This window comes from Gelidimonas denitrificans, from assembly GCF_055694065.1.
Genome location: NZ_CM146350.1, coordinates 1 through 25,082, shown reverse-complemented (window position 1 = coordinate 25,082; position 25,082 = coordinate 1). Strand labels below are relative to the sequence as shown.

Sequence of the window (25,082 nt, the reverse complement as noted above, 5' to 3'; positions counted from 1 at the left end):
ACATTGTCCACCAAAGACGCGAACAGGAATCAGAATACAACGATTTTGTATCTATTCAGCCTACTATGCGATTGATATCCAAGTGATTGCTTTATATCGTTGGCGGTTGTATTGACGCTGTTTTTGATGTTAGGCCGCTGGGGACGCAGCCGTTTGTGTGCTGCAGAAAATGGATCAGAAATGAAGGCTGTCTGAGCGTAGCGAGTTCCTTCATTTCCCATTTTTTGCAGCACACAAACGGGAACCCCGAAGGGGCAAGTCTGCGGTCGCCTTTCTTTTGCTTACTTTTCTTTGGCGAAGCAAAGAAAAGTAAGTAGCTGTCGGGCTACCCCCGACAAAGCATCTACGAAGAGCACAGCGATTAATTAAGTCGTCAACTTTGCAGTCACCCTCTCCCCAGCTCTCTCCCGCGTGCGGGAGAGAGCCCGGTTCACGCCACCAGACGCTGCAGCACGTACGGCAAGATGCCGCCGTGGGTGTAGTAATCCACTTCGATCGGGGTATCGATGCGCAGCAACAGCTGGCATTCCTGGCTGGTGCCATCCTTGCGGTGTATCACCAGAGTCAGATCCTGCCCGGGTGTCAGCGTGCCGTCCAGACCTGTCAGATCAAAGGTTTCATCGCCCTTGATGGCCAGCGACTGGATGCTGTCGGCCCCTTTGAACTGCAGCGGCAACACGCTCATGCCGACCAGGTTGGAGCGATGGATGCGCTCGTAGCTGCGGGCGATCACCGCCTTGACGCCGAGCAGCTGGGTGCCTTTTGCCGCCCAGTCGCGCGACGAACCGCTGCCGTATTCCTCACCTGCAAATATCAGCGTCGGCACGTTATCTGCCACGTATTGCATGGCAGCGTCGTAGATCGGCATCTGTGCGCCGTCCGGCTGGTGCAGCGTAATCCCGCCTTCGATGCGGGCGCCGTCGGCTTTGAGCGGAACCAGCAAGTTCTTGATCCGCACATTGGCAAAAGTGCCGCGCATCATCACCTCGTGATTGCCGCGGCGCGATCCGTAACTGTTGAAATCCGGCTGCGCCACGCCATTGGCCAGCAAGTATTTGCCGGCGGGGGAAGTGGCCTTGATCGAGCCGGCCGGACTGATGTGGTCGGTGGTCACCGAGTCGCCAAAGATGCCGAGCGCACGCGCGCCGGCAATGTTGCCGGGCTTGAAGGCCGCGCTGCCGGAACTCTGGAAAAACGGCGGTTCGGCGATGTAGGTCGATTTCTCCCAGGTGTACATGTCGCCGGTCGGGGCGGCGATGCTGTTCCAGAGCGGATTGTCCTGGGTAAAGTCGGCATACAGGCGTCGATACATGGCGGGGTCGCTGGCGTACTTCTGCACCTCTGCCAGCTCCTCCGGGGTCGGCCAGATGTCTTTCAGATACACCGGCAAACCGTCCTTGCCCTGGCCCAGCGGGTCGTGCTCCAGATCCAGATTTACCCGCCCGGCGATGGCGAAGGCCACCACCAGCGGCGGGCTCATCAGGAAATTGGCCTTGATGTTGGCATGGATGCGCGCCTCGAAATTGCGGTTGCCGGACAACACAGCCGCACAAATCAGGTCGCGATTGATGACGATTTCTTCCAGGCACGGGTCGAGCGGGCCGCTGTTGCCGATGCAGGTAGTGCAGCCGTAGCCGACCAGCCCGAATCCGAGTTGTTCCAGGTAAGTCAGCAGCCCGGCGTTGCGCAAATATTCGGTGACCACGCGCGAACCGGGCGCGAGCGAAGTCTTGATGTGGGGCCGCACCGACAGGCCGCGCTCTACCGCTTTTTTGGCCAGCAAGCCGGCCGCCAGCAGCACGCCGGGGTTGGAGGTATTGGTGCAGGAGGTGATGGCGGCGATCAGGATATCGCCGTGGCCGAGGTCGACATAGCTGCAGACACTCTCTTCCGAAGGCGGCGGGGTCGGGCTCGGATGATCGTCCACCATCTCGACTTCGCTATCGGGCATCGGCTGCGCTGCGCTCTGATCGCCGCCGCCGGCCGATGGCGTCGCGGCAACAGCAGTTGCGCTGGCAAGCGCGAACTTGGTCGGATAGCGGGTGCGCAACTGCTCGGCCGGTTTGCCGAAGCCGCCCTGCTCGACCGGCGCCACGCACAACGCGTCGAATTTTGCCCCCAACGCAGGCAGTACGATGCGATCCTGCGGCCGTTTGGGTCCCGCCACCGAAGGCATGATGCCGGACAAATCCAGCGTCAGCGTGGCGCTGTAATCGATCTCGCCCTGTTGCGGCACGCCGTACAAGCCCTGCGCCTTGAAGTAGTTCTGGAACGCAGCCACCTCTTCCTCGGTGCGCCCGGTCATCGTCAGGTAAGCCACCGCGGCGTCGTCGATCGGGAAGAAGCCGATGGTGGCGCCATACTCGGGCGACATGTTGCTGATGGTGGCGCGGTCCGGCACCGACAGCGACGCCACGCCCTCGCCGAAGAATTCGACAAATTTTCCGACCACTTTGGCGCCGCGCAACAGCTCGGTCACGGTCAGCACCAGATCGGTGGCGGTCACGCCCTGGCCCAGCTTGCCGCTCAGGTGTACGCCCACCACATCCGGGGTCAGCATATACACCGGCTGGCCCAGCATCGCGGCCTCGGCCTCGATGCCGCCGACGCCCCAGCCGACCACGCCGATGCCGTTGATCATGGTGGTGTGCGAGTCGGTGCCGACCAGCGTGTCGGGGTAATACACGCCATCCTTTTGCCACACGCCGCGCGCCAGATATTCCAGATTGACCTGATGCACGATGCCGATGCCGGGCGGCACCACCTTGAAGGTATCGAACGCCTGCATGCCCCATTTCAGGAACTGGTAACGCTCCTGGTTGCGCTGGAACTCGATCTCCATATTCAGCCGGAACGCGTCCGGCGTATTGTAATGATCGACCTGCACCGAGTGGTCCACCACCAGATGCACCGGTACCAGCGGTTCGATGATGGTCGGGTCTTTGCCCAGTTGCGCCGCCGCGCCGCGCATCGCCGCCAGATCGCACAGCAGCGGCACGCCGGTAAAGTCCTGCAGCACGATGCGCGCCACCACGAACGGGATTTCATCCTGGCGCTGCCCGTTCGGCTGCCACGCGGCGAGCTGGCGCACATGGTCTTCCGTGACGCTCTTGCCGTCGCAATTGCGCAGCACCGATTCCAGCACGATGCGCAGCGATACCGGCAAGCGGCTGACCTTGCCCAGGCCGGCCGCTTCCAGCGCCGCCAGGCTGTAAAAACCGGCTTTGCCAGCGTCGGGAATGTCAAACGATTGGAAACTGTCGAATAGATTGTGGTGCATCGCATGCTCCTTCGAGGTGATTGATTACAACCTGAAATGGTGCCTTGAATTCGGCCTAAGCTTTGACTTGAATACCGCCTGAGTGTTGCAGATGAGTGTTGCAAATACGTGTTACAAAAACCTGCCCTACCGGACGGCAGCGCTCCAACCCACACTGTCTAATTCCAGCTTGACGTCCTGGCTTGCTGGCTGCAGGTCGATGGTATATGTTCAGTGTAACCGGTCAGGGAAAAATTGACCGGCCGCAAATCATCATGGTAAAACCCCGCGCAATGCGGCCACGCAAGCCACGAAAAACGCGCTGCAGTGGCTGCGCGCTGCGCACCGGAGCAAGGAAACTGACATGAAAATCCTGAAAGTGGATGTTGCTGTCATCGGTGCCGGCAGCGCCGGCATGACCGCCTATCACGCGGCCAAAGTCCATTGCAAGCGGGTGTTGCTGATCGAAGGCGGCACTTACGGCACCACCTGCGCGCGGGTTGGCTGCATGCCGAGCAAGCTGCTGATTGCGGCGGCCGATGCGGCGCACGCCATTGCCGATGCGCCCACCTTCGGCGTGCATGGCGGCGCGCTGCGCATCGACGGCCGGGCCGTGATGGCGCGGGTGCGGTCCGAGCGTGACCGCTTCATCGGTTTCGTGCTGGACGGCATCGAAAAAATCCCGGCGGCCCAGCGCTTGCACGGTCAGGCCCGCTTCATTGCCGCCAACCGTTTGCAGGTCGGCTTGGACACCGAAGTAAGCGCCGGAAGCATCGTGATTGCCACCGGCTCCAGCCCGCAGATTCCGGCCCCGCTCGCGCATCTCGGCGCGCATTTGGTAACCAGCGACGCGTTATTCGATTGGGACGATTTACCCGACTCGGTGGCCGTCATCGGCAGCGGCGCAATCGGGCTTGAACTCGGCCAGGCGCTGCACCGGCTGGGCGTGCGGGTCGCGCTGTTCGCCCGCAGCGATCAGCTGGCCCATCTGCAGGACGCCGCGGTGCGCGCCTGCGCCACCTGCTGCTTGGGCGCGGAGCTGGACTTGCGCCTGTGCAGCGAAATCGTGTCCGCGCAGCCGGCCGGCGACGCGGTGCTGCTGCGCTCCCGCAACGCCGATGGCGCCGATGGCAGCGAACGCAGCGAGCATTTCCGCTTTGTGCTGGCGGCGACCGGCCGCCGTCCCAACCTCGACGGTTTGGCGCTGGAAAACAGCGGCCTGGCGCTGGACGCGCACGGCATCCCGCACTGCAATCCTCACACCATGCAATGCGGCAACAGCGCCATCTTCATCGCCGGCGACGTCAGTGGCGCGCGGGCGATATTGCATGAAGCGGTCGATCAGGGCCGCATTGCGGGCGACAATGCCGGGCGCTACCCGCAAGTGCTGCCGGGCCTGCGCCGGGTCGCGCTGGCGATTGCATTTACCGAGCCGCAAATCGCCAGCATCGGCTGCACCGGAGACCAGTTGCCGGTCGGCTATAAGGTGGGCGAAGTGTCGTTCCAGGATCAGGGCCGCAGCCGCGTCATGCACCACAATTGCGGCCTGTTGCGGCTGTATGGCGAATCCGGCACGCAACTTTTTTTGGGCGCCGAAATGGTCGGGCCGCGGGCCGAGCATCTGGCGCATCTGCTGGCTTGGGCCTGTCAGAGCAAGATGACGGTGGGCCAGATGCTGGAGATGCCTTTGTACCATCCGACCATCGAAGAAGGCTTACGCACCGCGCTGCGCGATCTGCACGAAAAGCTGACCGAGCACGCATCCGACGCCGCGCATTGCGCCGATTGCACGCCCGGCATGTGATTTTGTGGCGTGCGCAGGCTTTGCCAATAATATTCGGCGCTGCCGTCAATGTTCTCCGGCCGGCCCCACCACCTCCCGATACGCGTGCCAGGTCGCATGGCCGATCAGCGGCATCGTCACGATCAGGCCGAGATACCAGGTGGCAAAACCGGCCGCGGTAAAAGCGATGATCAGCAAGCCCCACACCAATGCCGCCGGGATATTTTTCAGCAAGGCGCCGATGCTGATGATGATGGCCGTGACCGCATCGGTATCGCGCTCCAGCATCAGCGGGATCGAAACCCAGCTGACGGCAAACACCAGGCCGGCGAACAAGCCGCCGACGAAAAAATAGACGGCGATGAAGCGCAGGTTATCGACCGACAGCAGTTGCAGCAGAAAGCCCTCAATCGAAGGCATGCCGCGGTTGTAAAACAGCGCGAACACGATCAGCGAAGCGCGCGCCCACACCATCATCACCACCGCCAGCACCAGTGCCAGCACGCCGATATTGCTCCAGCGCCCCCGCATCGAGAATAGCGTCGGCAACAAGCCAGATTGCCGCTGCTCCAGCCGGCGGCTGAGGTCATACACGCCCAGCGCCAGGAAAGGCCCGAGCAGCAGAAAACCGCAAGTCAGCGCCGACAGGTAGGCCGGCGCGTACCTCAGCACCACGCTCAACAGCAAACCCATGGCGGCGAAACACAGGCCGTAGAACAGGCTGCGCCCGCCCGTTGCACGCAAGTCGCGCCAGCCGAGCGCGATCCAGTGCAAGGGCCGCAGCGCCGGTATCGTGCGTATCGGCGGAAAAGACGATGGCTCGCTATTGCCGTCGCCGGCAGCCGCATGCGCTTCATTATTGTCAGGCATCGTTGTCTCCGTTTTTTATTCGTCTATTAGAATATAAGGAGTATATGCAAAAAACCATGTTTTTATGCATTGTTTAATTGATATATTAAATATACATATATATGTATATATTATTCCCGTAGGGCGGGTGAAACCCATCGCTTGTTGAGCTTACAAGATGGGTTTCACCCATCCTACGGTGCCGGGATGGTTGTCGGAATCCTATTTCGCCATAGCCGGAGTCACGCGCCAGACAATGTTGCCGACGTCATCGGCCACCAGCAGCGCGCCGCTGCGGTCGACCGCCACGCCCACCGGACGGCCCAGCGCATCGCCTTGCGCGCTGACAAAGTCGGTGAGCACATCTTCAGGTGGGCCGGATGGAATTCCCTCGGCGAACGGCACAAAAATCACTTTGTAGCCGCTGCGGGGTTTGCGGTTCCAGGAACCGTGCTGGCCGATGAACGCGCCGCCGGCAAAATGCTGCGGCAATAAATTGCCCTCATAGAAAACCAGCCCGAGCGAGGCGGCATGCGCGCCCAGCGCATAATCCGGCGCAATCGCTTGCGCCACCAGATCGGGCCGTGGCGGCTTCACTCGGGCATCGGCATGCTGGCCGTAATAGCTGTAAGGCCAGCCGTAGAAAGCGCCGTCCTTAACCGAGGTCATGTAGTCGGGCACCAGGTCGCTGCCGATTTCATCGCGTTCGTTGACGGCAGTCCAGAGCGCGCCGCTGTGCGGTTGCCAGGCCAGGCCATTCGGATTGCGCAAGCCGGTGGCAAAGAGGCGCGCAGCGCCGCTTGCCGGGTCGACTTCCCAGATGGCGGCGCGGTTGACTTCGTTCGCCATGCCGTTTTCGCCGACATTGCTATTCGAGCCGACGGTTACATACAGACGCGAGCCATCGCGGCTGGCGATCACATTTTTGGTCCAGTGATGGTTGATCGGGCCGGCCGGCAAATCCACCACTTTGACGCCGGGTTCGGTGATTTGGGTGTCGCCGCTGCGATAGGGAAAGCGCACCAGCCCATCGGAATTGGCGACGTACAGATCGCTGCCGATCAGCGTCATGCCAAACGGGGAATGCAGGCCCTGCAGGAACACCGTGCGCGTTTCCGCGCTGCCGTCGCCATTGGCGTCGCGCAACAGTGTGATGCGATTCGCGCTCGGCACGCCCGACCCTGCGCGCTTCATGGCCCGCTTCATGAACCAGCCCTTGATGCCTTTGCCATCTTCCGGCTTGGGCGGCGCATTGGTTTCGGCCACCAGCACATCGCCATTCGGCAGCACGTAGAGCCAGCGCGGGTGATCCAGGCCGGTGGCGAAGGCGTTTACCGAAAGGCCGTCGGCGGCCGTCGGCGTCGCGCCAGCCGGCCAGCCTTTGGCCGGCGCTATATTGACGGTGGGAAATAGCGTCGGATTCGGCGCCGGCAGCGCCGGATGGGGGCCGATTCCGGCCTGTTCCGGCAATCTTGCCATTTCACCGCAGGCGACGAGATTCATTATCAGCAGGCAGGTAACGGCGCGGCAGGCCAGCGGGCGTGGGATGAAAGAATGGCGCATTCGGTATCTCCAGTGGAAGGGAGGGGAGTTGATGAGCGATCAATCGGGGCGGGGCAGCGACACGCCGGTTTGCAGCAAGGCGGCGAGCGCGTCTGCGGCCACCGGGCGGCCGAAATAGTAGCCCTGGCCCTCGTCGCAATGCTGGGCCATCAAAAATGCGTACTGCTCTGGTGTTTCCACGCCCTCGGCGATCACGCGCTGCTTGAGGCTTTTACCCATGCTGATCACGGCGCTGACGATGGTGGCGTCGTCCGGGTTGCTGGTCATTTGATGCACGAACGACTGGTCGATCTTCAGGGTGTCGATCGGGAACCGCCGCAGATAGCTGAGGCTGGAATAACCGGTGCCGAAGTCATCGATCGCCAGCTTTACGCCCAGGTCCGCCAGCGCATGCAGCACCGAATCGGTAGCCTCGGCGTCTCGCATCAGGACGCTTTCGGTCAGCTCAAGTTCCAGAAAACGCGGCTCCAGCCCCGTCTCCTCAAGCGTCGTGCGGATATTTTCGAAAAAATCCTTGGCGCGGAATTCGAGCGCCGAGGTGTTGACTGCGACCGTGATCGGCGTCAAGCCAGCCTGCTGCCAGGCACTGGCCTGGAGACAGGCTGCGCGCAGCACCCAGCGGCCAATCGGCAGAATCAGCCCGCAGTCTTCGGCGATGGAGACGAACTGCGCAGGCAGCAGCAGCCCGCGCTTCGGATGCTGCCAGCGGATGAGCGCCTCGACCCCGACTATCGTGCCGCTGCGCAGATTTATTTTCGGCTGGTAGTACAACACGAACTCCTGCCGGGCCAGAGCGCGGCGCAGGCCGGCTTCGACCGATTGGCGCTGGACCGCCCGGGCATTCATCTCGGGCTCGAAGAATTTGTAATTGTTGCGGCCGTTTTCCTTGGCGTGGTACATCGCGATGTCCGCATTCTTGATCAGGGTTTCCGCATCCCGGCCATCGTCGGGGTAGATGCTGATGCCAATGCTGGCGCTGATATGGAGGTCGTGGCGGTCGATGCTGTACGGCAGCGCGGTCGCCGCCAGCAGTTTTTGCGCAGACAGCGCCGCGTCTTCCGCGTGCTCGATAGTGGAAAGCAGCAGCACGAATTCATCCCCGCCCTGGCGGCTCACGGTGTCCGAGTGGCGCACGCAACCGACCAGGCGTTGCGCAACCCACTGCAGCAGCTGGTCGCCAACCGCATGCCCGAGCGAATCGTTGATGTATTTAAAGCGGTCCAGATCCAGAAACATCACCGCCAGTTGCCTGCCCTGGCGATGGGCCAGTTCAATGGCCTGACTCAGCCGGTCTTGCAGCAGCATGCGATTGGGCAAATCGGTCAGAACATCGTGATGGGCCAGATGATCCAGCTGGATCTTGGCCGTTTCGACTTGTTCGGCCAGTTTGTGGGCTTCGATAATAGCGGTGACCAGATGTGCATTCGCTTGCTGCAGCATGACCATGCGCTCGTCGGAGGTGGCCTGTATCGTCTCCGCCGCGCCGATTCCCCGCTCGCGCGCGCTGGCCTGGCTTTCGCGCAAATCGGCCGCAGCCTCACGCAAATGCGCGGCATCTTCGCGTGCAGTGACCGCTTTCTCGCGTTGTAGAACAGCCGCCGCATCGCCAATCGCAGCGCTTTTCCCGCGCCGGATATCTTTCTCGGGGACGGCTGGCAACTTGTCTTCGCGCTGGGCGGGGACGCCCGCCGGACCCGTGCCATCGGTGGCAGAAGCAGCAGCGCCGTCATTGTTTTTTTTACTCATCACCGCCCTCCACCGCTGGTCGTTCTTATTGTTTTGCTTATGGGCTGACCATCGGCCGGCCGGTCATGATCCCCGCATACTCGGATAAGGTCTCGCCAATAATGATGCCATCGTCGGTAATGTCAAACAATCGAATGTCCTTGCTGTGCTCGCTGCCACGGACTTTAACCACCGAGAACGCGCGCTTGAATTGGCCGACGATTTCGATATAGCGCTGCACGATAATGGCGTCAGCCAGAAAAGCGCTGCCGAATGGGCTGAAGCGCAAATCGGTGTAGCGGTCTTCCAGTTCCGAGGTCATCAATATGGTCACGCCCATGCCGGTCAGTTCGGCAATCATCCGATACAGCGAGCCGCGAAAATCTTCGCTGAACTGGGGCGCCAGCGCCAGCTCGAATCCGGAAAGGGAGTCGATGACGACGCGCTTGGCCCGCATCCGATGAATCATTTCGATCAAGTCATGCAAGGTTTCATCAATCGACAAATCCAGCGAACGGGTATCGATCACCCCGACCTGTCCGGCCTTGACCAGCGCATGCAGCTTCTTGCTCAACAGTTGGCTCGGGCTCTTCTCGAATGCCGCAATCACGCCTGGCTCGCCCCTGCGCATTCCTTCGGCCAGAAACTGCGTTGCCAGGATGGTTTTTCCGGAGCCGGACGGCCCCACCACGAGTAGCGAATATCCGACTGGCAAGCCGCCGCCCAGCATCTGATCCAGGCCGGGGATTCCCATCGGAACCCGTTGTTCTCCAGTGGACGACTTGACTGTCGCCCCAACCGCTGTGTCCTGCTGGATAATCGCACGCGGAAAAATCTGAAGGCCTTCATCACTAATGCGGAACGTATGCAAACCGGGTGCCTGGGCTTGGCCGCGCATTTTGACCACTTGCATCTTGCGCACCATCGAATCGTTGTGCAAATTTTGCGAAAGCACCAGAATGCCATCGGCCACTGCAAAGTTCGGGCTGGACTCCGATTCCGGCAACACATATTCGCCGATTAAAAATGTGGTCGCCTGCCAGTTCGTCATTTGCATGGCCAGCTGCTGTACGAACCACTGCCGCTCGGGCGTCCCCTGTTGCCCTTGTTGCCCCTGCTTTGCCGACTGCATGACCGATCGAAACGAATCAACGAATACCAGGCTGGGAGCATAGTCTTTGACTTCCTCGGCAATGCGTGACAACACCCGGGCAAAATCGCCTTCCAGGATGTCTGCAGACAGGTTGACGTAGCGGATCGATTGGTTGATTTTCTTGATGTCAAAAAACGTAAATTGCTGTTGATAGCGCAGCATCTTCAAGGCGGGTTCCCCGAGCACCGTGAAATACAGCGCCCGATTCTTCGGGCTGGTCAGCGAGAACATGATCTGGTGCGCGAGCGTGGTTTTTCCGCTCCCGGTCGTGCCCGCAATCAGGTTAAACGAGAATTCCGGCAAGCCTCCGCCCAACAGGCTGTCCAGACCAGGTACGCCGGTTTTTATACTACGGATGCTTACCTTTTTAGGCATTTTTCAACTCCTTACCGGCCATATCTGAAGCATCAAGGCTCCAAGCGGAACGTAAAATACTGGTGGTTAACGGTTCGCCGATTAACGCGGCCAGGATGTCGGTGAAGGTGATCAGCAGCAGACTGTTTGCGGCGCTGGCTTCTGCCGGCGTTTGTGCTTCAAGGCAGATTTGCAATTGCGCGAACCGGTGCTCCGTTTGCGCTGACAGTGCGCCGGCCGCGAGCCAGGCAAAGGTGGACTGGGTAAGGAATACGCTCCTCGCGTAAAGCGAATTGAAGCCGCCTTCGCCGACGATGGAAATAATTTGGGTCGCCATCTGCTCCCATAGGACAACCGCGGCACCTGAAATTTTTTCAGTGTGCTGCGCCATGCGACTTTTAATTATCTGGTGCCGCAGCAAGTCGCCGGTGTCCATAAGGGAAATATCAAATATCGATCGGTATAACGACGTTGGTGGAACACAGCCGATGTGTCGCGATGTGTCAATTTGATATCAGTATAGGATATTTTTTAGCCGCGCGCGGCCGCCGGCAGCGGGTCAGCCACGACAAATATCAACAACTGCGCACAATCTGGCAGGCAGCCCGCCGCAAACCCGGAATGCGTCCAATTGTTGTAGGGGTATTTTCATAGGACGACTGGTACTGTGCGGAAAAATGCCTATTTATTGCCATACTCGTCACATGTATAGAGCTGCAACAGAGCGCCTGATTACAGCTTGCGGGTGCTTTCAAAATGTCGCCTGAGGCCGCTGAACGGGTCGTCGAAAGCAATCGCGCGCGCCAGCAGTTGCAACGGCTGCAACATGTCGTCCGCCTTGAAAGTCTGTAAATCGGGATAAAAAGAGTCGTTGACAATCGGGATGCCGAGCGCCGCCAGATGCACGCGCAACTGATGCTTGCGGCCGGTGACCGGTTGCAACTGGTACATGCTGAGTGCGCCGCGCTGCTCGATCAGATCGATATGGGTTTCGGAATTCGGTTCGCCCGCCGCTTCCTGCATGCGGAAGAACGGCGTGCCTTCCACCATCCGGCTGCGATAGGTGAACGGAAATGTGCGGCCCTGCAAGGTCGGCGCCAGCGCTTCGTACACCTTGTGCACCGCACGCTTTTGAAACAACGATTGATAAGCGCCGCGGCTGGCGATATTGTGCGAAAAAATGATCACGCCGGCGGTTTCGCGGTCGATCCGGTGGATCGGCGTCAGGTCGGGCAGTTGCAGCTTCTTCTTCAGGCGCACCAGCAAGGTTTCATGCAAAAAACGCCCGCTCGGTATCACCGGCAGGAAATGCGGCTTGTCGGCCACCAGAATATGGTCGTCCAGATAGATCACGCGCTCTTCAAACGGAATCAGCGTCTCGTCCTCGATTTCGCGGTAGTAAAAAATACGGATGTCCGGGCGATAAGGGCTGTCGTGCCGCAGGCACACGCCGGCCTCATCCACCACTTCGCCGCGCGCCATGCGCGCCAGCCAGATAGCGGGAGCGACGTCAGGAAAGTGTTCGGTCAGAAAAGCCAGCATGTGCGGCCACACGCCAGGCTGCAGCCAGAGGCAACTAGGAGCAACGCCGTCGCGAATCGGTAGAGAGGATTTCAAGGAAGAAGATTTCGAAGCTGAACGGGAGTCGCTATTTTAAAGCGCTTCGTAATGTGGGTGAAGCCCGCGCCGTTTTTGCACCCGTAGGTGCGAATTTATTCGCATGAGTGCGCATCGAATGGTGCGGCGTGCGAATAAATTCGCACCTACAAGAAAATTGCATTGACTGGGTATCATTAAAAACATCGTGCTTTCTGCATGTAATCAATCAGATTTTAAAAATACCCCGCTAAAATAGAAAATCCAGCAAAGTCAGCGCCACCACCTTGGTGGCGCTGCGCAAATCTTCCAACAACAAATTTTCATCCGCTTGCTTGGCGTTCGATTCCGGCACCGTGCGCGGCCCGGCGCCGTACAGCACCGCCGGAATTCCATGTTCGCTGTACAGGCGCGCATCCGCATACAGCGGCACGCCGACCGCCGGAATCTCCTCGCCCAGCACTTCTTGTGCGTTCTTGCGCAGGCTGTCGACCAGTTTTTCATGGCCGGGCAAAGGTCGCAGCGCTTGCGACAGCAGCAGACGCCGGATCTCGACCCGGATGCCCGGCAAACCAACGACCGCGTTCTCGATCAACGCGCGCAATGCCGCTTCGACCTGCGCCGGGTCTTCTTCCGGAATCATGCGGCGGTCCATTTTCAGCACGACTTTGCCGGGCACTACATTAGTGTTGGTGCCGCCTTCGATCTGGCCCACCAGCATGGTCGGGTGCGTGATGCCGGGAATGACGGAACTGATTTTCTGCAACGCCGGCAGTTGCGCATAAATCGCCTGCAAAATGGCGGTTGCGGCTTGCAGCGCGTCATGGCCGGTTTCCGGCATCGCGCCGTGGCTGGCCTTGCCATGCACGGTGATTTCCAGTTGCAGGCAGGCGTTGTGCGCGGTCACGATCTGGTAGCTGAATCCGGCCGCGATCACATAATCCGGCTTGGTCAGTTGCTGCTCCAGCAACCAGCCCGGCCCCAGCAATCCGCCGAATTCTTCGTCGTAGGTGAAATGCAGTTCCAGCGCGCCCTTCAGCGCGACGCCCAATGCTTCCAGCGCGCGCGCGGCGAACACGAACGTGGCGAAATCGGATTTGGATACCGCCGCCGCGCGGCCGTAAATGCGGCCGTTCTCGATCACCCCGCCATACGGCGGCTTGCTCCAGCCTTCGCCCGGCGGCACCACGTCGCCGTGGGCATTCAAGGCCAGCGTCGGCCCCGGCTGCGCATAGGGGCGTCGCACGATCAGATTGGTGATGCTGGTCAGGCCGTAATCCCTGACCAGTTGCTCCGGCACCGGATGCTGTTCGGCATGCCAGCCGAAGGCGGCAAGCTTGTCGGCCACCATCTCGGCATGCGGTGCATTGTTGCCCGGCGGCGTGTCGGTCGGAATCCGGATCATGTCTTGCAGGAACGCCACTTCCTGGTCGAAATGGGCGTCGATCCAGGCGGCAAGTTGGGCGTGCAGATTGGTTTCGGTCATCGCGTGTGCTCGGGTTGATGTGGATTCTATCTTGCGCCGCCAACGAACCAGCTGCCCAGCGCGGCGCGCTCCTCGTCGGTGATGTTGGTCATATTTCCCAGCGGCATCGCCTTCAGTTGCACCGCTTGCTGATAGATTCTGGCGGCGTTCTGCCGGATGGATTCCGGCGTATCGAGCAGCACGCCGGCCGGCGCGGCGGCAAACCCCGGCTGGCTCGGCTGCGCCGCATGGCAGCCGGCGCAGCGCTGGCCGACGATCGCTTGCACCCGGCTGAAATTGGCGCTGGCGGAAGCTTGCGCTGGCGGCTTCGGCGCAATCGCTACTGCCACCGCCAGCAGGATGGCGACGCCCGCCGCCGGATAGCGCCACTCGATGCGGCCTTTGTGGCGCAAATTGAAGAAGTGCCGGATCAGCACGCCGGCCGCCATGATCAAAGCCAGCAGCAGCCAGTTGTACGCGTGGTTGTAAGTCATCGCGTAATGGTTACTGATCATGATGAACAGCACCGGCAGCGTGAAATAATTATTGTGGACGCTGCGCTGCTTGGCCTTCTGGCCGTGGATGGCGTCGGGCGTCTTGCCGGCCAGCATCGCATCCACCATCTTGCGCTGGCCGGGGATGATCAGCATCAGCACATTGCCCACCATCATGGTGCCGATCATCGCGCCGACATGGATATACGCGGCGCGCCCGCTGAGAAACTGTGACAGAAAATACCCGGCAGCGACAATCAAAACGAACATCACGATGCCAAACCAGAGATCATGTCGGCCCAGCTTCGATCGGCACAGCGCGTCATACACGATCCAGCCCACCACCAGCGCACCCAGGCCAATACCGACCGCCTGCCAGCTTGCCAAATCGGCCACCGACTTGTCGATCATCAGCGCCGACGCATTGAAGTAGTACACGATGACCAGCAGCGCGAAGCCCGACAGCCAGGTCGAATACGCTTCCCACTTGAACCAGTGCAGCTCGGGCGGCAACTCCCTGGGTGCGACCAGATATTTTTGCGGATTGTAAAAGCCGCCGCCATGCACCGCCCACAACTCACCCGACACGCCCTTGCCGGCCAGCTCGGAGCCCGGCTTGGGCGGGCGTATCGTGTTGTCGAGCCAGACGAAATAGAACGAAGCGCCGATCCAGGCAATGCCGACAACCAAGTGCAGCCAGCGCACGATCAGATTGAGCCATTCGACGCCATACGCCAGCAATAAGGTTTGCATGAGTTCCTTGTGATTGCGAGAGTGTGGATATGCAAAGCCAATCCAAAAAAAAATCGCAAAAAAATAAGTGCCGCATTTGGGGCGGCTCTGGCAGAGATCATATCCCGCCAGCACCGCCCAAACGCGACACTTATTTTTCTTTACTTCTGTCTACAACAGCTTACTGTGGCTCGAAAATTCAGTTAATTGAGGAAAATATTCAGGATGATGCCGCTGCCTATCGAGACAAGAACATAGTCGCCGCCCGTCTGAACCCAATGGTATCCCCTAGGCGGGGCGCTGAGACGATGGCCGCGCCAGTCATTGACCACGTATTGCTTGTTACGATATTGATTAGGAAGCCGTTTGCCTTTGTGAAGGTCATGCCGCGGGCCTGCGCCACGATTATTCGCCCCGGCGTGTTTTTGGTTATTCCGATTATCGCCCCGATCGCCGTGATCGCCAGCCTGTTCATTGCGCTCATGTTTGTCATTGTGGTCATTACCCTTGGCAAAGGCTGAACCAGCCAATGCCAAACATAGTGTCATGACGAGAGAAATAGCTGTTTTATTTTTCATATAAATTCCTTGTTTTAGAGTGCAACTTATTATGCGGAGGATTACACCGCCGCATCGGCCTGCAGATTAATACCGATTTGGGTTGTTTGGCCGGCGATCCTGGCGGTTCGGTACGCCGTCGCCATCACGATCGCGCCGCCCTCCTTGCGGATATGCGCCGCCTCCGGTGCTGGCAGTTCCCCTCACGGACACACCTACATCACTGACCGGCACTACCATGCAGCCGGCTAACAGACTGGCGGCGCCTGCTGCGGCAAGTAACGAAATTAATTTTTTCATAATTACTCCTTGTTGATTCAGTAGGAACTTATGGCCGTTTCAATCGGGGCGGATATGGCACGCCGTTTCAGGCGTTTCACTATGCTGTTACTGCTGCTACCGATGATTTTCTTTATCCAGACCTCTATTACAAACTGGAAATCTCTTTTTGCCAACGAGTAACAGGTAACAGACGTTACAAGATGTGTGCAGACGGAAAGAGCAAGATATTGTCAGAAGGCATGATGCCGTTCTGAATTAATGCCTTCACGCAATAATTGAAGCCGGACGCTGCAATGGATCAAAGTGAAAAAGCCAACCGAACAGGTTGGCTTTTTTCACTAACTGGACGCAGATTTTATTTCCTGCGGCAACCGGCAGATCAGTCTTGAAAATACCAATAGCCGCCATTCACCCACTGCGTCAATGCGCGCACGAACTCTGGATGCTGCAGTCCTGCGTGCAACAACGCATAACTGAGGCATTCATTGTCGCAAAGAGCCAGCACAGCGTTTTGGCAAGCGGCGCCGAACTCAAAGCGCTCGCCTTCGATGTAGCAAACGCCTTGACCCACTGTCTCGTCGACATAAAAACAGCGCAAGCCGCCTATTCTTGTCAACGGATGCTGGATCAGTTTATCGGCCAATTCCGCCTCGTCGAATGGCTCATCCAGGACTTGCAGATCGAGCGCGCATTTTGTCTTCGACAGGAAACTGCCGGCAAAATCGGCTACCAATGCATCGTTATCAAGGATGGCCTGAAGTTGCGCCTTGATCCGTCCAAAATCGCTGGCATTGATTTGGCCTTGATGGCGGTGAATCGGCCGTTCGGGGTCTGCAATGAGCGCATTGCCCAGTTCTTTATCAATCACATAATCGGCCAGCCCACTGAGCATATCCTTGGCCGATTTGCTTCTAAACCCGACCGAGAAGCTCATCGAATGCTCAAGCGTTACGCCGTCATGGGGAAAGCCGGGCGGGATATACAGAATATCGCCGGGCAGCAATTCAACATCGATAATGGCGTCGAACGGATCGGTATGCAGCAACGCCGCATGGGCGGCAAATTGCCGGTGATTTCCCACGTCGCCGACGCGCCAGCGACGCCGCCCCGAGCCCTGACAAATGAATACATCATAAAGATCAATGTGCGGCCCAACCCCGCCGCCTGGCGTGGCGTAACTGATCATCACATCATCCAGGCGCCACTTTGGAATAAAGGAAAAAGGCTCCACCAGCGCAGCCACTTCCGGCGACCAATGATTTACCGCCTGCACGATCAAAGACCAGCCTTCCTCGCCCAAATGTTCATAAGACTCAAATGGGCCGACTTCGGCTTGCCATTCACCGGCTTTTTTGTAGACAAGGCGGGACTCGACATCTTCTTCGCAGGCAAGGCCCGCCAATGCATCCGGGCTGATCAAATCGGAAAAATGTTCAAATCCCTGGCGGATCACCACAGGTTTTTGTTGCCAATAATGCGCAAGAAAGTCTTCAAGTGAAAAATCAACAAGGTTAAGCTTTAGCATAAGGGGCACGCAGGAGAAAAGAGGGGCATGTTTTACCACTTATGCGCAAACAGAAATATCATCTAGATCAAAGAATCCGAGATTGGAATCTCGCGCACCAGAAAAATCGCGCCGAACTGCTTGCATCGGCGCGAACACGAGCAGTCGGAAAGCTGTCAAGACGCCGGGTTTCAGGATCAAGATTTTTGAGCCGGGTTTGTGAAAGAACGCACTGGGCACGGCAGTGCTACTGGTCGCTGTTTGCCGGGGGTTTAGCCGCCAATGCCTCCTCCGGGGACTTCGACTTAAAAATGTGCTTAACAAGGTCAGACAGCAGTTTAAATCCGAATAGCGCCCAGAAAAAAATGGCAAAAAGCAAGCCCATCAAAATTTCAAGGGTTGAGTCGTTACGCAAACCAATTGAAATAATTACCGGCCCCTCCCATCCAAAAGCAAATAGGAATGCAAGAAAATTGAGAAAAGGTGTTTTTCCGGGGGCAGAACGTGAAGACATATCGAGATCCTATTGGTGAGTTTCAACAAACGACAACAAAGCCCCAGTGGATTTTGAGCCATTGCTCCGCTTAAAATTATGCAACATGGTAAGTTTAGCTTGTCGCTGGGCACGACTTCTGAAACGGAATCGCTGCCAGGGTTTCCGCTTCGATCAACCCTCTCCAGGCGAATGCGAACAAGTTGGCGGCACCGCTTTGCCTGACGGTGCCGCTCAAAACTTCAGGATCTGCGGCGCAGGAGTGAAGGCAGTTCCTCGAAGTCGTTCGCACGGGGCAGCCTTTGAAGCACGGCGGAAAGCTCTCCGGGCGGTGCGGCGGCCTTGCGGCTGTCGAGATCGATCCAGCCGCCCTGGATCGTCAGAATGGCTGCGCTCTTCCCATCAGAGCGATGGACTTCCTGGCGCACGCACCAATGGGAGCCGTCGGACGACAACGCGGCGCAGCTGACATCCACGTGCAAGGTGTCGCCGAAGAGAACCTCGCGCCGGTAGCGGATTTCCTCGCGCAGCATTACCGGGCCAAAGCGCAGGGACTCGAGCTTTTCAGGAGAAAAGCCGTGCATGGCGAGCAATTGGAAGCGCGTATGGCTTGCATATTCGCTGAAGGCCGTGTTGCGTACATGACGGTTTCCATCCAAATCCGACCACCGAACTTCAAAGCAACATTTGAATGCCGCGATTTCCTGCATCTTATTCTCCAAGCTCTGTTCGACAGGGTGGGTGGGTAATAAATCACAACGCCAGCATACGATTCCTGCAGTCGCATGTCGACTCTGAATGAGCAAGCAGGGATTTGGCCGTTTTGGACTGAAAACGGTCATTCTGGCCGCGCTGACAACTGCCTGCAATCGGCCGAGGGGCTGCCGGTGGCCGTTACATTTCACTTGAATGCTGTCGGCGACCAGCTATGCTGAACCAATGAACTGGTAAGAGCCTCGTCCAACGGGGAGCCTGCGCGGAAAGCGGCGCAGGTTCGGTGATTTCGAATGTTAGCCCGTTTAAACGACTACCGTTCCGATGACATCAACTCAATAATGGAGAGTACTGATGAAGTACATGATCAGCTGGTTCGAGCGTTCGCAAGGGTCGCCTATGGAGTATGAGAATGCCCAGAAGCGGATACTGGAGGTTTTCACGCAATGGAAAGCGCCCGGCAATTTTAAGATCGAGTTGTTCGTTGTGCGAGTCGGCGAGTGGGGTGGGCACATGTTGGTGGATTGCGACGATCCGGTGGCCGTTCACAAGGCATGCTCGACCTGGCCTGCCTTTGAATTTCAGGCACGGCCGGTGATTGCTGTCGAAGACGCTGTGCGCGTCGAACTCGAGGTTATTTCCTGGCGAGACGGACTGAAATCCAAGTGATAACGGCCATCAGCGGATCTGGATTGGCATTAGGACGATAACGCAGAAAGGAGATTATATGCATGCGGTTATAAGAACCTACTCGGGTGCTGGCGCAAAGCAGCTTTTCGATGTTTTAGAAGAGCACAAGGCCGACGTCGAAGCCACCCTCCGGAAAGTGTCTGGCCTCGTAAGTTACACGCTGCTACGTAATGGTGATGGCGGTATGTCGGTGACTGTTTGCAAGGACAAGGCCGGCACCGACGAGAGCCTGAAAGTCGCGCGCGACTGGATTCAGAGAAATGCCTCAACTGTCCACGCGAACCCGCCGGTCATCGCGGAAGGCCCGGTCATTGTGGAGATCAATTAGCGCGCGCTTTTCCGATCAATCTCACGACAATATCGCTGCACAGATATTCAGGTGACTATTGCAGTCAGACGCTGCAGTAGTCCAAATGAAAAAGCCAACCGGTCCGGTTGGCTTTTTCAATTTTTACGATTACTTCATCATCTGTGACAACCGACAAATCAGATATCGATATTGCTGGCCTGCAAGGCGTTGTTTTCAATAAACGCCCGGCGTGGCTCAACATCATCACCCATCAGCGTGGTGAAAATCTGGTCGGCGGCGATCGCGTCTTCGATTTGCACTTTCAGCAGGCGGCGCACGGTCGGGTCCATCGTGGTTTCCCACAGCTGGGATGGATTCATTTCGCCCAGACCTTTGTAACGCTGCTTGGAGACGCTGCGTTCGGCTTCGTCACGCAGCCAGTCGACTGCTTGGTGGAAGTCGGCGACCGCGCAATCCTTGGCCTTTTCGCCTTCGCCGCGCCGGATGAAGGCGCCGTCGCCGATCAGACCCTTGAAAGTGGCGGCGGCATTGGCCAGGCTCAGGTAGTCGCCGCCTTGCACGAAGTCGGCGTCGATCGCGCTGACCTTGATATTGCCGTGGTACAGGCGTTCGATGCGCAGCAAGTGCTTTTCAGACAGCGCATCGGATCTGACCACCACCTTGACGGCGGGATCGTTGATGGCGGCGCTCAGGACGGCAGCCGATTGCTCGGCATCGGCCAGCGTATCGAGGTTGAGCAGCACGCCGGTCATGATGGCGGTCAGTGCGGCGCGGTCGATGGCGCGGGTCAGGCGCAACATGATGGTGTTGGCGAGGTTGTACTGGCGCACCAGTTCGGCCAGCGCATCGCCGGCAATCGGTTCGGCGCCTTCGCTCGGGATCAGCGCCGCGCCGTTCAGCGCGAACTGCATCATGTAGCTGGCTTCTTCGACGTCATCCTTCAGGTAGCGCTCGTCGCGTCCGGCCTTGACCTTGTACAGCGGCGGTTGCGCGATGTAGATGTGGCCGCGCTCGACCAATGCCGGCATCTGGCGGTAGAACAGGGTCAGCAACAGGGTGCGGATGTGGGCGCCATCGACGTCGGCATCGGTCATGATGATGATGCGGTGGTAGCGCAATTTGTCGGCGTTGAATTCGTCCGGGCCGATGCTGGTGCCGAGGGTGGCGATCAGGGTGGTGATCTGCTCGCTCGACAACATTTTCTCAAAACGGGCTTTTTCGACGTTCAGCACCTTGCCGCGCAACGGCAGGATGGCCTGGAACTTGCGGTCGCGGCCCTGCTTGGCGGAACCGCCCGCGGAGTCCCCTTCGACGATGTACAGCTCGCACAGCGCCGGGTCTTTTTCCTGGCAATCGGCCAGTTTGGAGGACAGGCCCAGGCCGTCCATCACGCCTTTGCGGCGCGTCAGTTCGCGCGCCTTGCGGGCGGCGTCGCGGGCGCGTGCGGCTTCGACGATCTTGCCGCAGATGATCTTGGCGTCGTTCGGCCGTTCCTGTAAATAGTCGCTGAGTGTCTTGGCGACGATATCTTCGACCGGGCCCCGCACTTCAGAAGACACCAGCTTGTCTTTGGTCTGCGAGCTGAACTTCGGTTCCGGCACCTTGACCGACAGCACGCAGGTCAAGCCTTCGCGCATGTCGTCGCCGGTGACTTCGACCTTGGCTTTCTTGGCGAACTCGTGCTCATCGATGTACTTGTTGATGACGCGCGTCATCGCGGCGCGCAGGCCGGTCAGGTGGGCGCCGCCGTCGCGTTGCGGGATATTGTTGGTGAAGCACAGCACCTGCTCGTTGTAGGCGTCGTTCCATTGCATCGAGACGTCGACGCTGACGTTGGTGCCCTGGTCCGACAGCTTGTCGCCGGTGGCCTGGAAGATGGTCGGATGCAGCACGTTCTTGTTCTTGTTGATGTATTCGACGAAGCCGCGGGTGCCGCCTTCGAACGCGAACATTTCTTCCTTGCCGCTGCGCTGGTCGCTCAGTTTGATCTTGACGCCGTTGTTCAGGAACGACAGTTCGCGGATGCGCTTGGCGAGGATTTCGTAATGGAATTCGACATGGGTGAAAATTTCTTCATCGGCCCAGAAATGGATTTCAGTGCCGCGCTTGTCGGTATCGCCGACGATCTTGATCGGGGATACCGCCACACCATCGATAATTTCGATCTCACGGTTTTGCGGCACGCCGCGCACGAATTCCATGCTGTGTTTTTTGCCGTCGCGCCGGATGGTCAGCTTCAGCAGTTTGGACAAGCCGTTGACGCAGGACACGCCGACGCCGTGCAGGCCGCCGGACACTTTGTACGAGTTCTGGTCGAACTTGCCGCCTGCGTGCAACTCGGTCATCACGATTTCGGCTGCACTGCGCTTCGGCTCGTGCTTGTCGTCCCACTTGATGCCGGTCGGGATGCCGCGGCCGTTATCGGTGACCGAAATCGAATTGTCGGTATGGATGGTGACGTTGATTTCGGTGCAATAGCCGGCCAGCGATTCGTCAATCGAGTTGTCCAGCACTTCGAACATCAGATGATGCAGGCCGGTGCCGTCAGAAGTATCGCCGATGTACATGCCGGGACGTTTACGTACCGCTTCGAGTCCTTCCAGGATTTGGATGGAGGAAGCGCCGTATTGACTGTTGTCGGGCTGGCTGGCGTTGTCTTTTTGAATCTCGGACATGGGCTACTTTCTGAAAAAACGGTTACTGACTGCTGCACACACTTGGCGCTATACGTATACTGGGTGTTCTATATTTAACTGTCGCAATGCATATATGCGTGGATGCCATTGTTATTTTGCATACTCCCGCATATTTCCATATCAAATGCGCATCGGCATCACGACATATTTGAAATCGGTGTTGTCGGGAATCGAGATCAGGGCCGATGAGTTGGAATCTCCCAGTGCGATGCTGATGTATTCGCACTTCAGGTTGTTCAGCACATCGAGCAGGTAAGAAACGTTGAAGCCGATGTCGACGCTGTCGCCGCCGTAATCGATTTCGAGTTCTTCGACCGCTTCTTCCTGGTCGGCATTGGTGGAGCTGATCTTCAGGCTGCCGGGCGTGACGATGCAGCGCACGCCCTTGAATTTGTCAGAGGTCATGATGGCGGCCCGTTGCAGGGAATGCAGCAAGGCGTCGCGACTGATGGTGAAACTGTTTTTGTAACCCTTCGGCACCACTCGGGTGTAATCGGGGAACTTGCCTTCGACCAGCTTCGAAATCAGCTCGATATCGCCGAAGCTCAACTTGACCTGGTTGCTGGCAATGTCGAGTTTGACCGGATCGTCGTTTTCTTCCAGCAAGCGCTGCAATTCCAGAATGGTCTTGCGCGGGATGATGACTTCCTGACGCGGGAAATCCTGCTCGGTCTCGACCTGGCAAAAAGCCAGGCGGTGGCCGTCGGTGGTGACCGCGATCACGTTCTTGCCATCGACCACCAGCAGCAGGCCGTTCAGGTAATAGCGAATGTCTTGCTGCGCCATCGAAAAATGCACCATGTTGAATAGGTGCTTCAAGGTCTTTTGCGGCAGCGTCAGGCTGGCGTTGTAGACCTCGGCTTGCGCCACGGTCGGAAATTCATCGGCGGCCAGCGTTTGCAACGCAAAGCGGGATTTGCCACTTTGCACCGTCATGCGCTTGTTGGTCAGCGTCAGCGTCACGTCGCCGGATTCCGGCAAGGCGCGCAGAATATCGAGCAATTTGCGCGCCGCAACCGTGGTCGCCACGACTTCGGCATCGACGCCGATCTGGGCGTGGGTGGTGATTTGCACTTCGATGTCGGTGGACAGGAAAGAAACCTTTTCGCCATCCTTGCGAATAAGGATATTGGCCAGAATCGGCAAGGTGTGCCGACGCTCGACAATACCACTCACGATCTGCAAGGGGCGCAATAGCGCATCTCTATGAGTCTTAACCAATTGCATAGTCATATCCTTGATTGTCATGGTTAAATGTTGCCGTTTGCTGGTCGCGTCACGTTCGGTATAAACGCCAGTAAAACAGAGTAAAGCCCACTAAAAACTTACTTCTCTGCGCCAGATAGGCGCGCTTCAGGCTTGCATCCGAACCAACTCGCAGCTAGCGCGGTAGCCAGCGGCGCCCGTCAGCCCGTCATTATCCATACATACGCTGGCGGTTAGCAATTCTGCCGCTTCATGCCTGGAGTTACCACTTTTTCTAACCTTTTAGCGTCTGTTCCAGCACATGCAGCTCGTGGTTGCACTCCGGATTCTTGGTGCGGTCCAGCGTGATCTTGCGCACCGCATGCAAGACAGTGGTGTGATCGCGCCCGCCGAACAGGTCGCCGATTTCGGGCAAGCTTTTCTGCGTCAATTCCTTGGCCAGATACATCGCAATCTGGCGCGGCCGCGCAATATTGGCCGGCCGTTTCTTGGAATACATGTCGGCCACCTTGATGTTGAAAAAATCGGCCACCGTCTTCTGAATGTTTTCCACCGAAATCTGCCGGTTTTGCACCGACAACAAATCTTTCAAAGCTTCCTTGACCACGTCGATCGTGATGTCCTTGCCGTGAAAACCCGAATATGCGAGGATTTTGCGCAACGCCCCTTCCAGTTCGCGCACGTTGGAGCGCAGATGCTTGGCGACGAAAAATGCCACATCGTCCGACAGCGTGACGCCTTCCTGGGTCGCCTTTTTCAGCAGAATCGCGACCCGCATTTCCAGTTCCGGCGGCTCGATCGCGACCGTCAGGCCGGAATCAAAGCGCGACGTCAGGCGGTCATCCATGCCGGTGATTTCTTTTGGATAGGTGTCGCTGGTGATGATGATTTGCTTCTTTGCCGCAATCAGCGCTTCGAACGCATAGAAGAATTCTTCCTGGGTCCGGCTCTTGCCGCCGAAGAACTGAATATCATCGATCAGCAGCATGTCGAGCGAATGATAATAGCGCTTGAACTCATCGAAACCCTTGCGCTGGTAAGCGGTCACTACGTCGCGCACGTACTGTTCGGCGTGAATGTAGCGAATTTTTGCGTTCGGCTGATCGGCCAGCACTTGATTGCCGATGGCGTGGATCAAATGCGTTTTGCCGAGCCCGACGCCGCCGTAAAAGAACAGCGGGTTGTACGAAACGCCCGGATTATTGGCGACCTGAATGGCTGCGGCGCGTGCCAGCTGATTGGCCTTGCCGGTAACGAAACTATCGAACGTCAGCGCCGTATTGATGCGACTCTGATCGCGCCGCGGCGCAGGCTCTGCCGGCGTTTCGGCAAAGCGCAGTTGCGCATCCGTCGGCACGGGCGCGCCCATCGAATCGCCCGCAGGCACGCTCACATTTGGACGACGCGGCGCATTGAGCTTTGGGTCCAGCACGAATTGCACATCAATCGGCATTTCCCAGAACTGGGTTGCGAGGGTATTGATGCGGCTGGCGAATTGCGTCTTGACCCAATCCAGTTTGAAGCGGTTGGGCGCGGCAATGCGCAGGATCCCGCCGTCAAAGTCGAGCGGGGCCAGCGGCTTAATCCACGCACTGAATTGCTGCGGCGTCAGTTCCTGCTCCAGTTGGGCGGAGCAGGTCTGCCAGAAATTTTCCAT

Annotated in this window: 20 protein-coding genes; 3 read left to right on the top strand and 17 right to left on the bottom strand. The window is 58.3% G+C overall.

What is annotated here, in order from left to right; translation table 11 throughout:
- Positions 1–430: 430 nt before the first annotated feature.
- Positions 431–3,280: an aconitate hydratase gene (locus FKCLFG_RS00100; RefSeq protein WP_472614225.1), complete on the bottom strand. Its 2,850-nt coding sequence runs from the start codon at positions 3,278–3,280 to the stop codon at positions 431–433.
- Positions 3,281–3,623: 343 nt separating this feature from the next.
- On the opposite strand from FKCLFG_RS00100, the gene FKCLFG_RS00095 reads away from it, so the two are divergent.
- Positions 3,624–5,063: a dihydrolipoyl dehydrogenase gene (locus FKCLFG_RS00095; RefSeq protein WP_472614224.1), complete on the top strand. Its 1,440-nt coding sequence runs from the start codon at positions 3,624–3,626 to the stop codon at positions 5,061–5,063.
- 45 nt (positions 5,064–5,108) lie between these two features.
- On the opposite strand, the gene FKCLFG_RS00090 is transcribed toward FKCLFG_RS00095, so the two are convergent.
- The 13 genes from FKCLFG_RS00090 to FKCLFG_RS00030 all read right to left on the bottom strand — a co-directional run bounded on the left by FKCLFG_RS00090 (position 5,109) and on the right by FKCLFG_RS00030 (position 18,519).
- Entirely contained in the window at positions 5,109–5,912 is an 804-nt protein-coding gene (locus FKCLFG_RS00090) for a DUF2189 domain-containing protein (RefSeq protein WP_472614223.1), read from the bottom strand.
- Positions 5,913–6,113: 201 nt separating this feature from the next.
- Positions 6,114–7,394, bottom strand: a complete 1,281-nt coding sequence (locus tag FKCLFG_RS00085; protein WP_472615885.1) for a PQQ-dependent sugar dehydrogenase — start codon at positions 7,392–7,394, stop codon at positions 6,114–6,116.
- A gap of 99 nt (positions 7,395–7,493) precedes the next feature.
- Positions 7,494–9,200 carry a putative bifunctional diguanylate cyclase/phosphodiesterase gene (locus tag FKCLFG_RS00080; protein WP_472614222.1) on the bottom strand — a complete coding sequence of 569 codons (1,707 nt, stop codon included), beginning with the start codon at positions 9,198–9,200 and terminating at the stop codon, positions 7,494–7,496.
- A 37-nt stretch (positions 9,201–9,237) separates the two neighbouring features.
- Positions 9,238–10,707 (bottom strand): ATPase domain-containing protein, encoded by a 1,470-nt coding sequence (locus tag FKCLFG_RS00075; protein ID WP_472614221.1) that lies wholly within the window; start codon positions 10,705–10,707, stop codon positions 9,238–9,240.
- Positions 10,700–11,122 (bottom strand): hypothetical protein, encoded by a 423-nt coding sequence (locus FKCLFG_RS00070; RefSeq protein WP_472614220.1) that lies wholly within the window; start codon positions 11,120–11,122, stop codon positions 10,700–10,702. Before FKCLFG_RS00070 ends, FKCLFG_RS00075 begins: the two co-directional genes overlap by 8 nt.
- 296 nt (positions 11,123–11,418) lie before the next feature.
- Positions 11,419–12,303 carry a pseudouridine synthase gene (locus FKCLFG_RS00065; RefSeq protein WP_472614219.1) on the bottom strand — a complete coding sequence of 295 codons (885 nt, stop codon included), beginning with the start codon at positions 12,301–12,303 and terminating at the stop codon, positions 11,419–11,421.
- 229 nt (positions 12,304–12,532) lie between these two features.
- A complete protein-coding gene (locus FKCLFG_RS00060; RefSeq protein WP_472614218.1) occupies positions 12,533–13,768 on the bottom strand; it encodes an ArgE/DapE family deacylase in 1,236 nt (411 codons plus the stop codon).
- Positions 13,769–13,794: 26 nt separating this feature from the next.
- A complete protein-coding gene (locus FKCLFG_RS00055; protein ID WP_472614217.1) occupies positions 13,795–14,994 on the bottom strand; it encodes a urate hydroxylase PuuD in 1,200 nt (399 codons plus the stop codon).
- A gap of 182 nt (positions 14,995–15,176) precedes the next feature.
- Positions 15,177–15,521, bottom strand: coding sequence for an RcnB family protein (locus FKCLFG_RS00050; protein WP_472615884.1), 345 nt, complete (start codon positions 15,519–15,521; stop codon positions 15,177–15,179).
- Between the two features lie 96 nt (positions 15,522–15,617).
- Positions 15,618–15,830 carry a hypothetical protein gene (locus tag FKCLFG_RS00045; RefSeq protein ID WP_472614216.1) on the bottom strand — a complete coding sequence of 71 codons (213 nt, stop codon included), beginning with the start codon at positions 15,828–15,830 and terminating at the stop codon, positions 15,618–15,620.
- Between the two features lie 361 nt (positions 15,831–16,191).
- Entirely contained in the window at positions 16,192–17,337 is a 1,146-nt protein-coding gene (locus tag FKCLFG_RS00040) for a ribosomal protein uL16 3-hydroxylase (RefSeq protein ID WP_472614215.1), read from the bottom strand.
- Between the two features lie 226 nt (positions 17,338–17,563).
- Complete coding sequence (locus FKCLFG_RS00035; RefSeq protein ID WP_472614214.1) at positions 17,564–17,830, bottom strand: hypothetical protein; 267 nt, start codon at positions 17,828–17,830, stop codon at positions 17,564–17,566.
- 221 nt (positions 17,831–18,051) lie between these two features.
- On the bottom strand, positions 18,052–18,519 hold the full coding sequence (locus FKCLFG_RS00030) for an acyl-CoA thioesterase (RefSeq protein ID WP_472614213.1): 468 nt from the start codon (positions 18,517–18,519) through the stop codon (positions 18,052–18,054).
- A 358-nt stretch (positions 18,520–18,877) separates the two neighbouring features.
- On the opposite strand from FKCLFG_RS00030, the gene FKCLFG_RS00025 reads away from it, so the two are divergent.
- A complete protein-coding gene (locus tag FKCLFG_RS00025) occupies positions 18,878–19,192 on the top strand; it encodes a DUF3303 domain-containing protein (RefSeq protein WP_472614212.1) in 315 nt (104 codons plus the stop codon).
- A gap of 58 nt (positions 19,193–19,250) precedes the next feature.
- Entirely contained in the window at positions 19,251–19,541 is a 291-nt protein-coding gene (locus tag FKCLFG_RS00020) for a hypothetical protein (RefSeq protein ID WP_472614211.1), read from the top strand.
- Positions 19,542–19,699: 158 nt separating this feature from the next.
- On the opposite strand, the gene gyrB is transcribed toward FKCLFG_RS00020, so the two are convergent.
- The 3 genes from gyrB to dnaA all read right to left on the bottom strand — a co-directional run bounded on the left by gyrB (position 19,700) and on the right by dnaA (position 25,082).
- Complete coding sequence (gene gyrB / locus FKCLFG_RS00015; RefSeq protein WP_472614210.1) at positions 19,700–22,198, bottom strand: DNA topoisomerase (ATP-hydrolyzing) subunit B; 2,499 nt, start codon at positions 22,196–22,198, stop codon at positions 19,700–19,702.
- A gap of 141 nt (positions 22,199–22,339) precedes the next feature.
- The gene (gene dnaN / locus FKCLFG_RS00010) at positions 22,340–23,446 is read right to left on the bottom strand and encodes a DNA polymerase III subunit beta (RefSeq protein WP_472614209.1); all 1,107 of its coding nucleotides are present in this window, start codon (positions 23,444–23,446) and stop codon (positions 22,340–22,342) included.
- A gap of 253 nt (positions 23,447–23,699) precedes the next feature.
- On the bottom strand, positions 23,700–25,082 hold the full coding sequence (dnaA, locus tag FKCLFG_RS00005) for a chromosomal replication initiator protein DnaA (protein ID WP_472614208.1): 1,383 nt from the start codon (positions 25,080–25,082) through the stop codon (positions 23,700–23,702).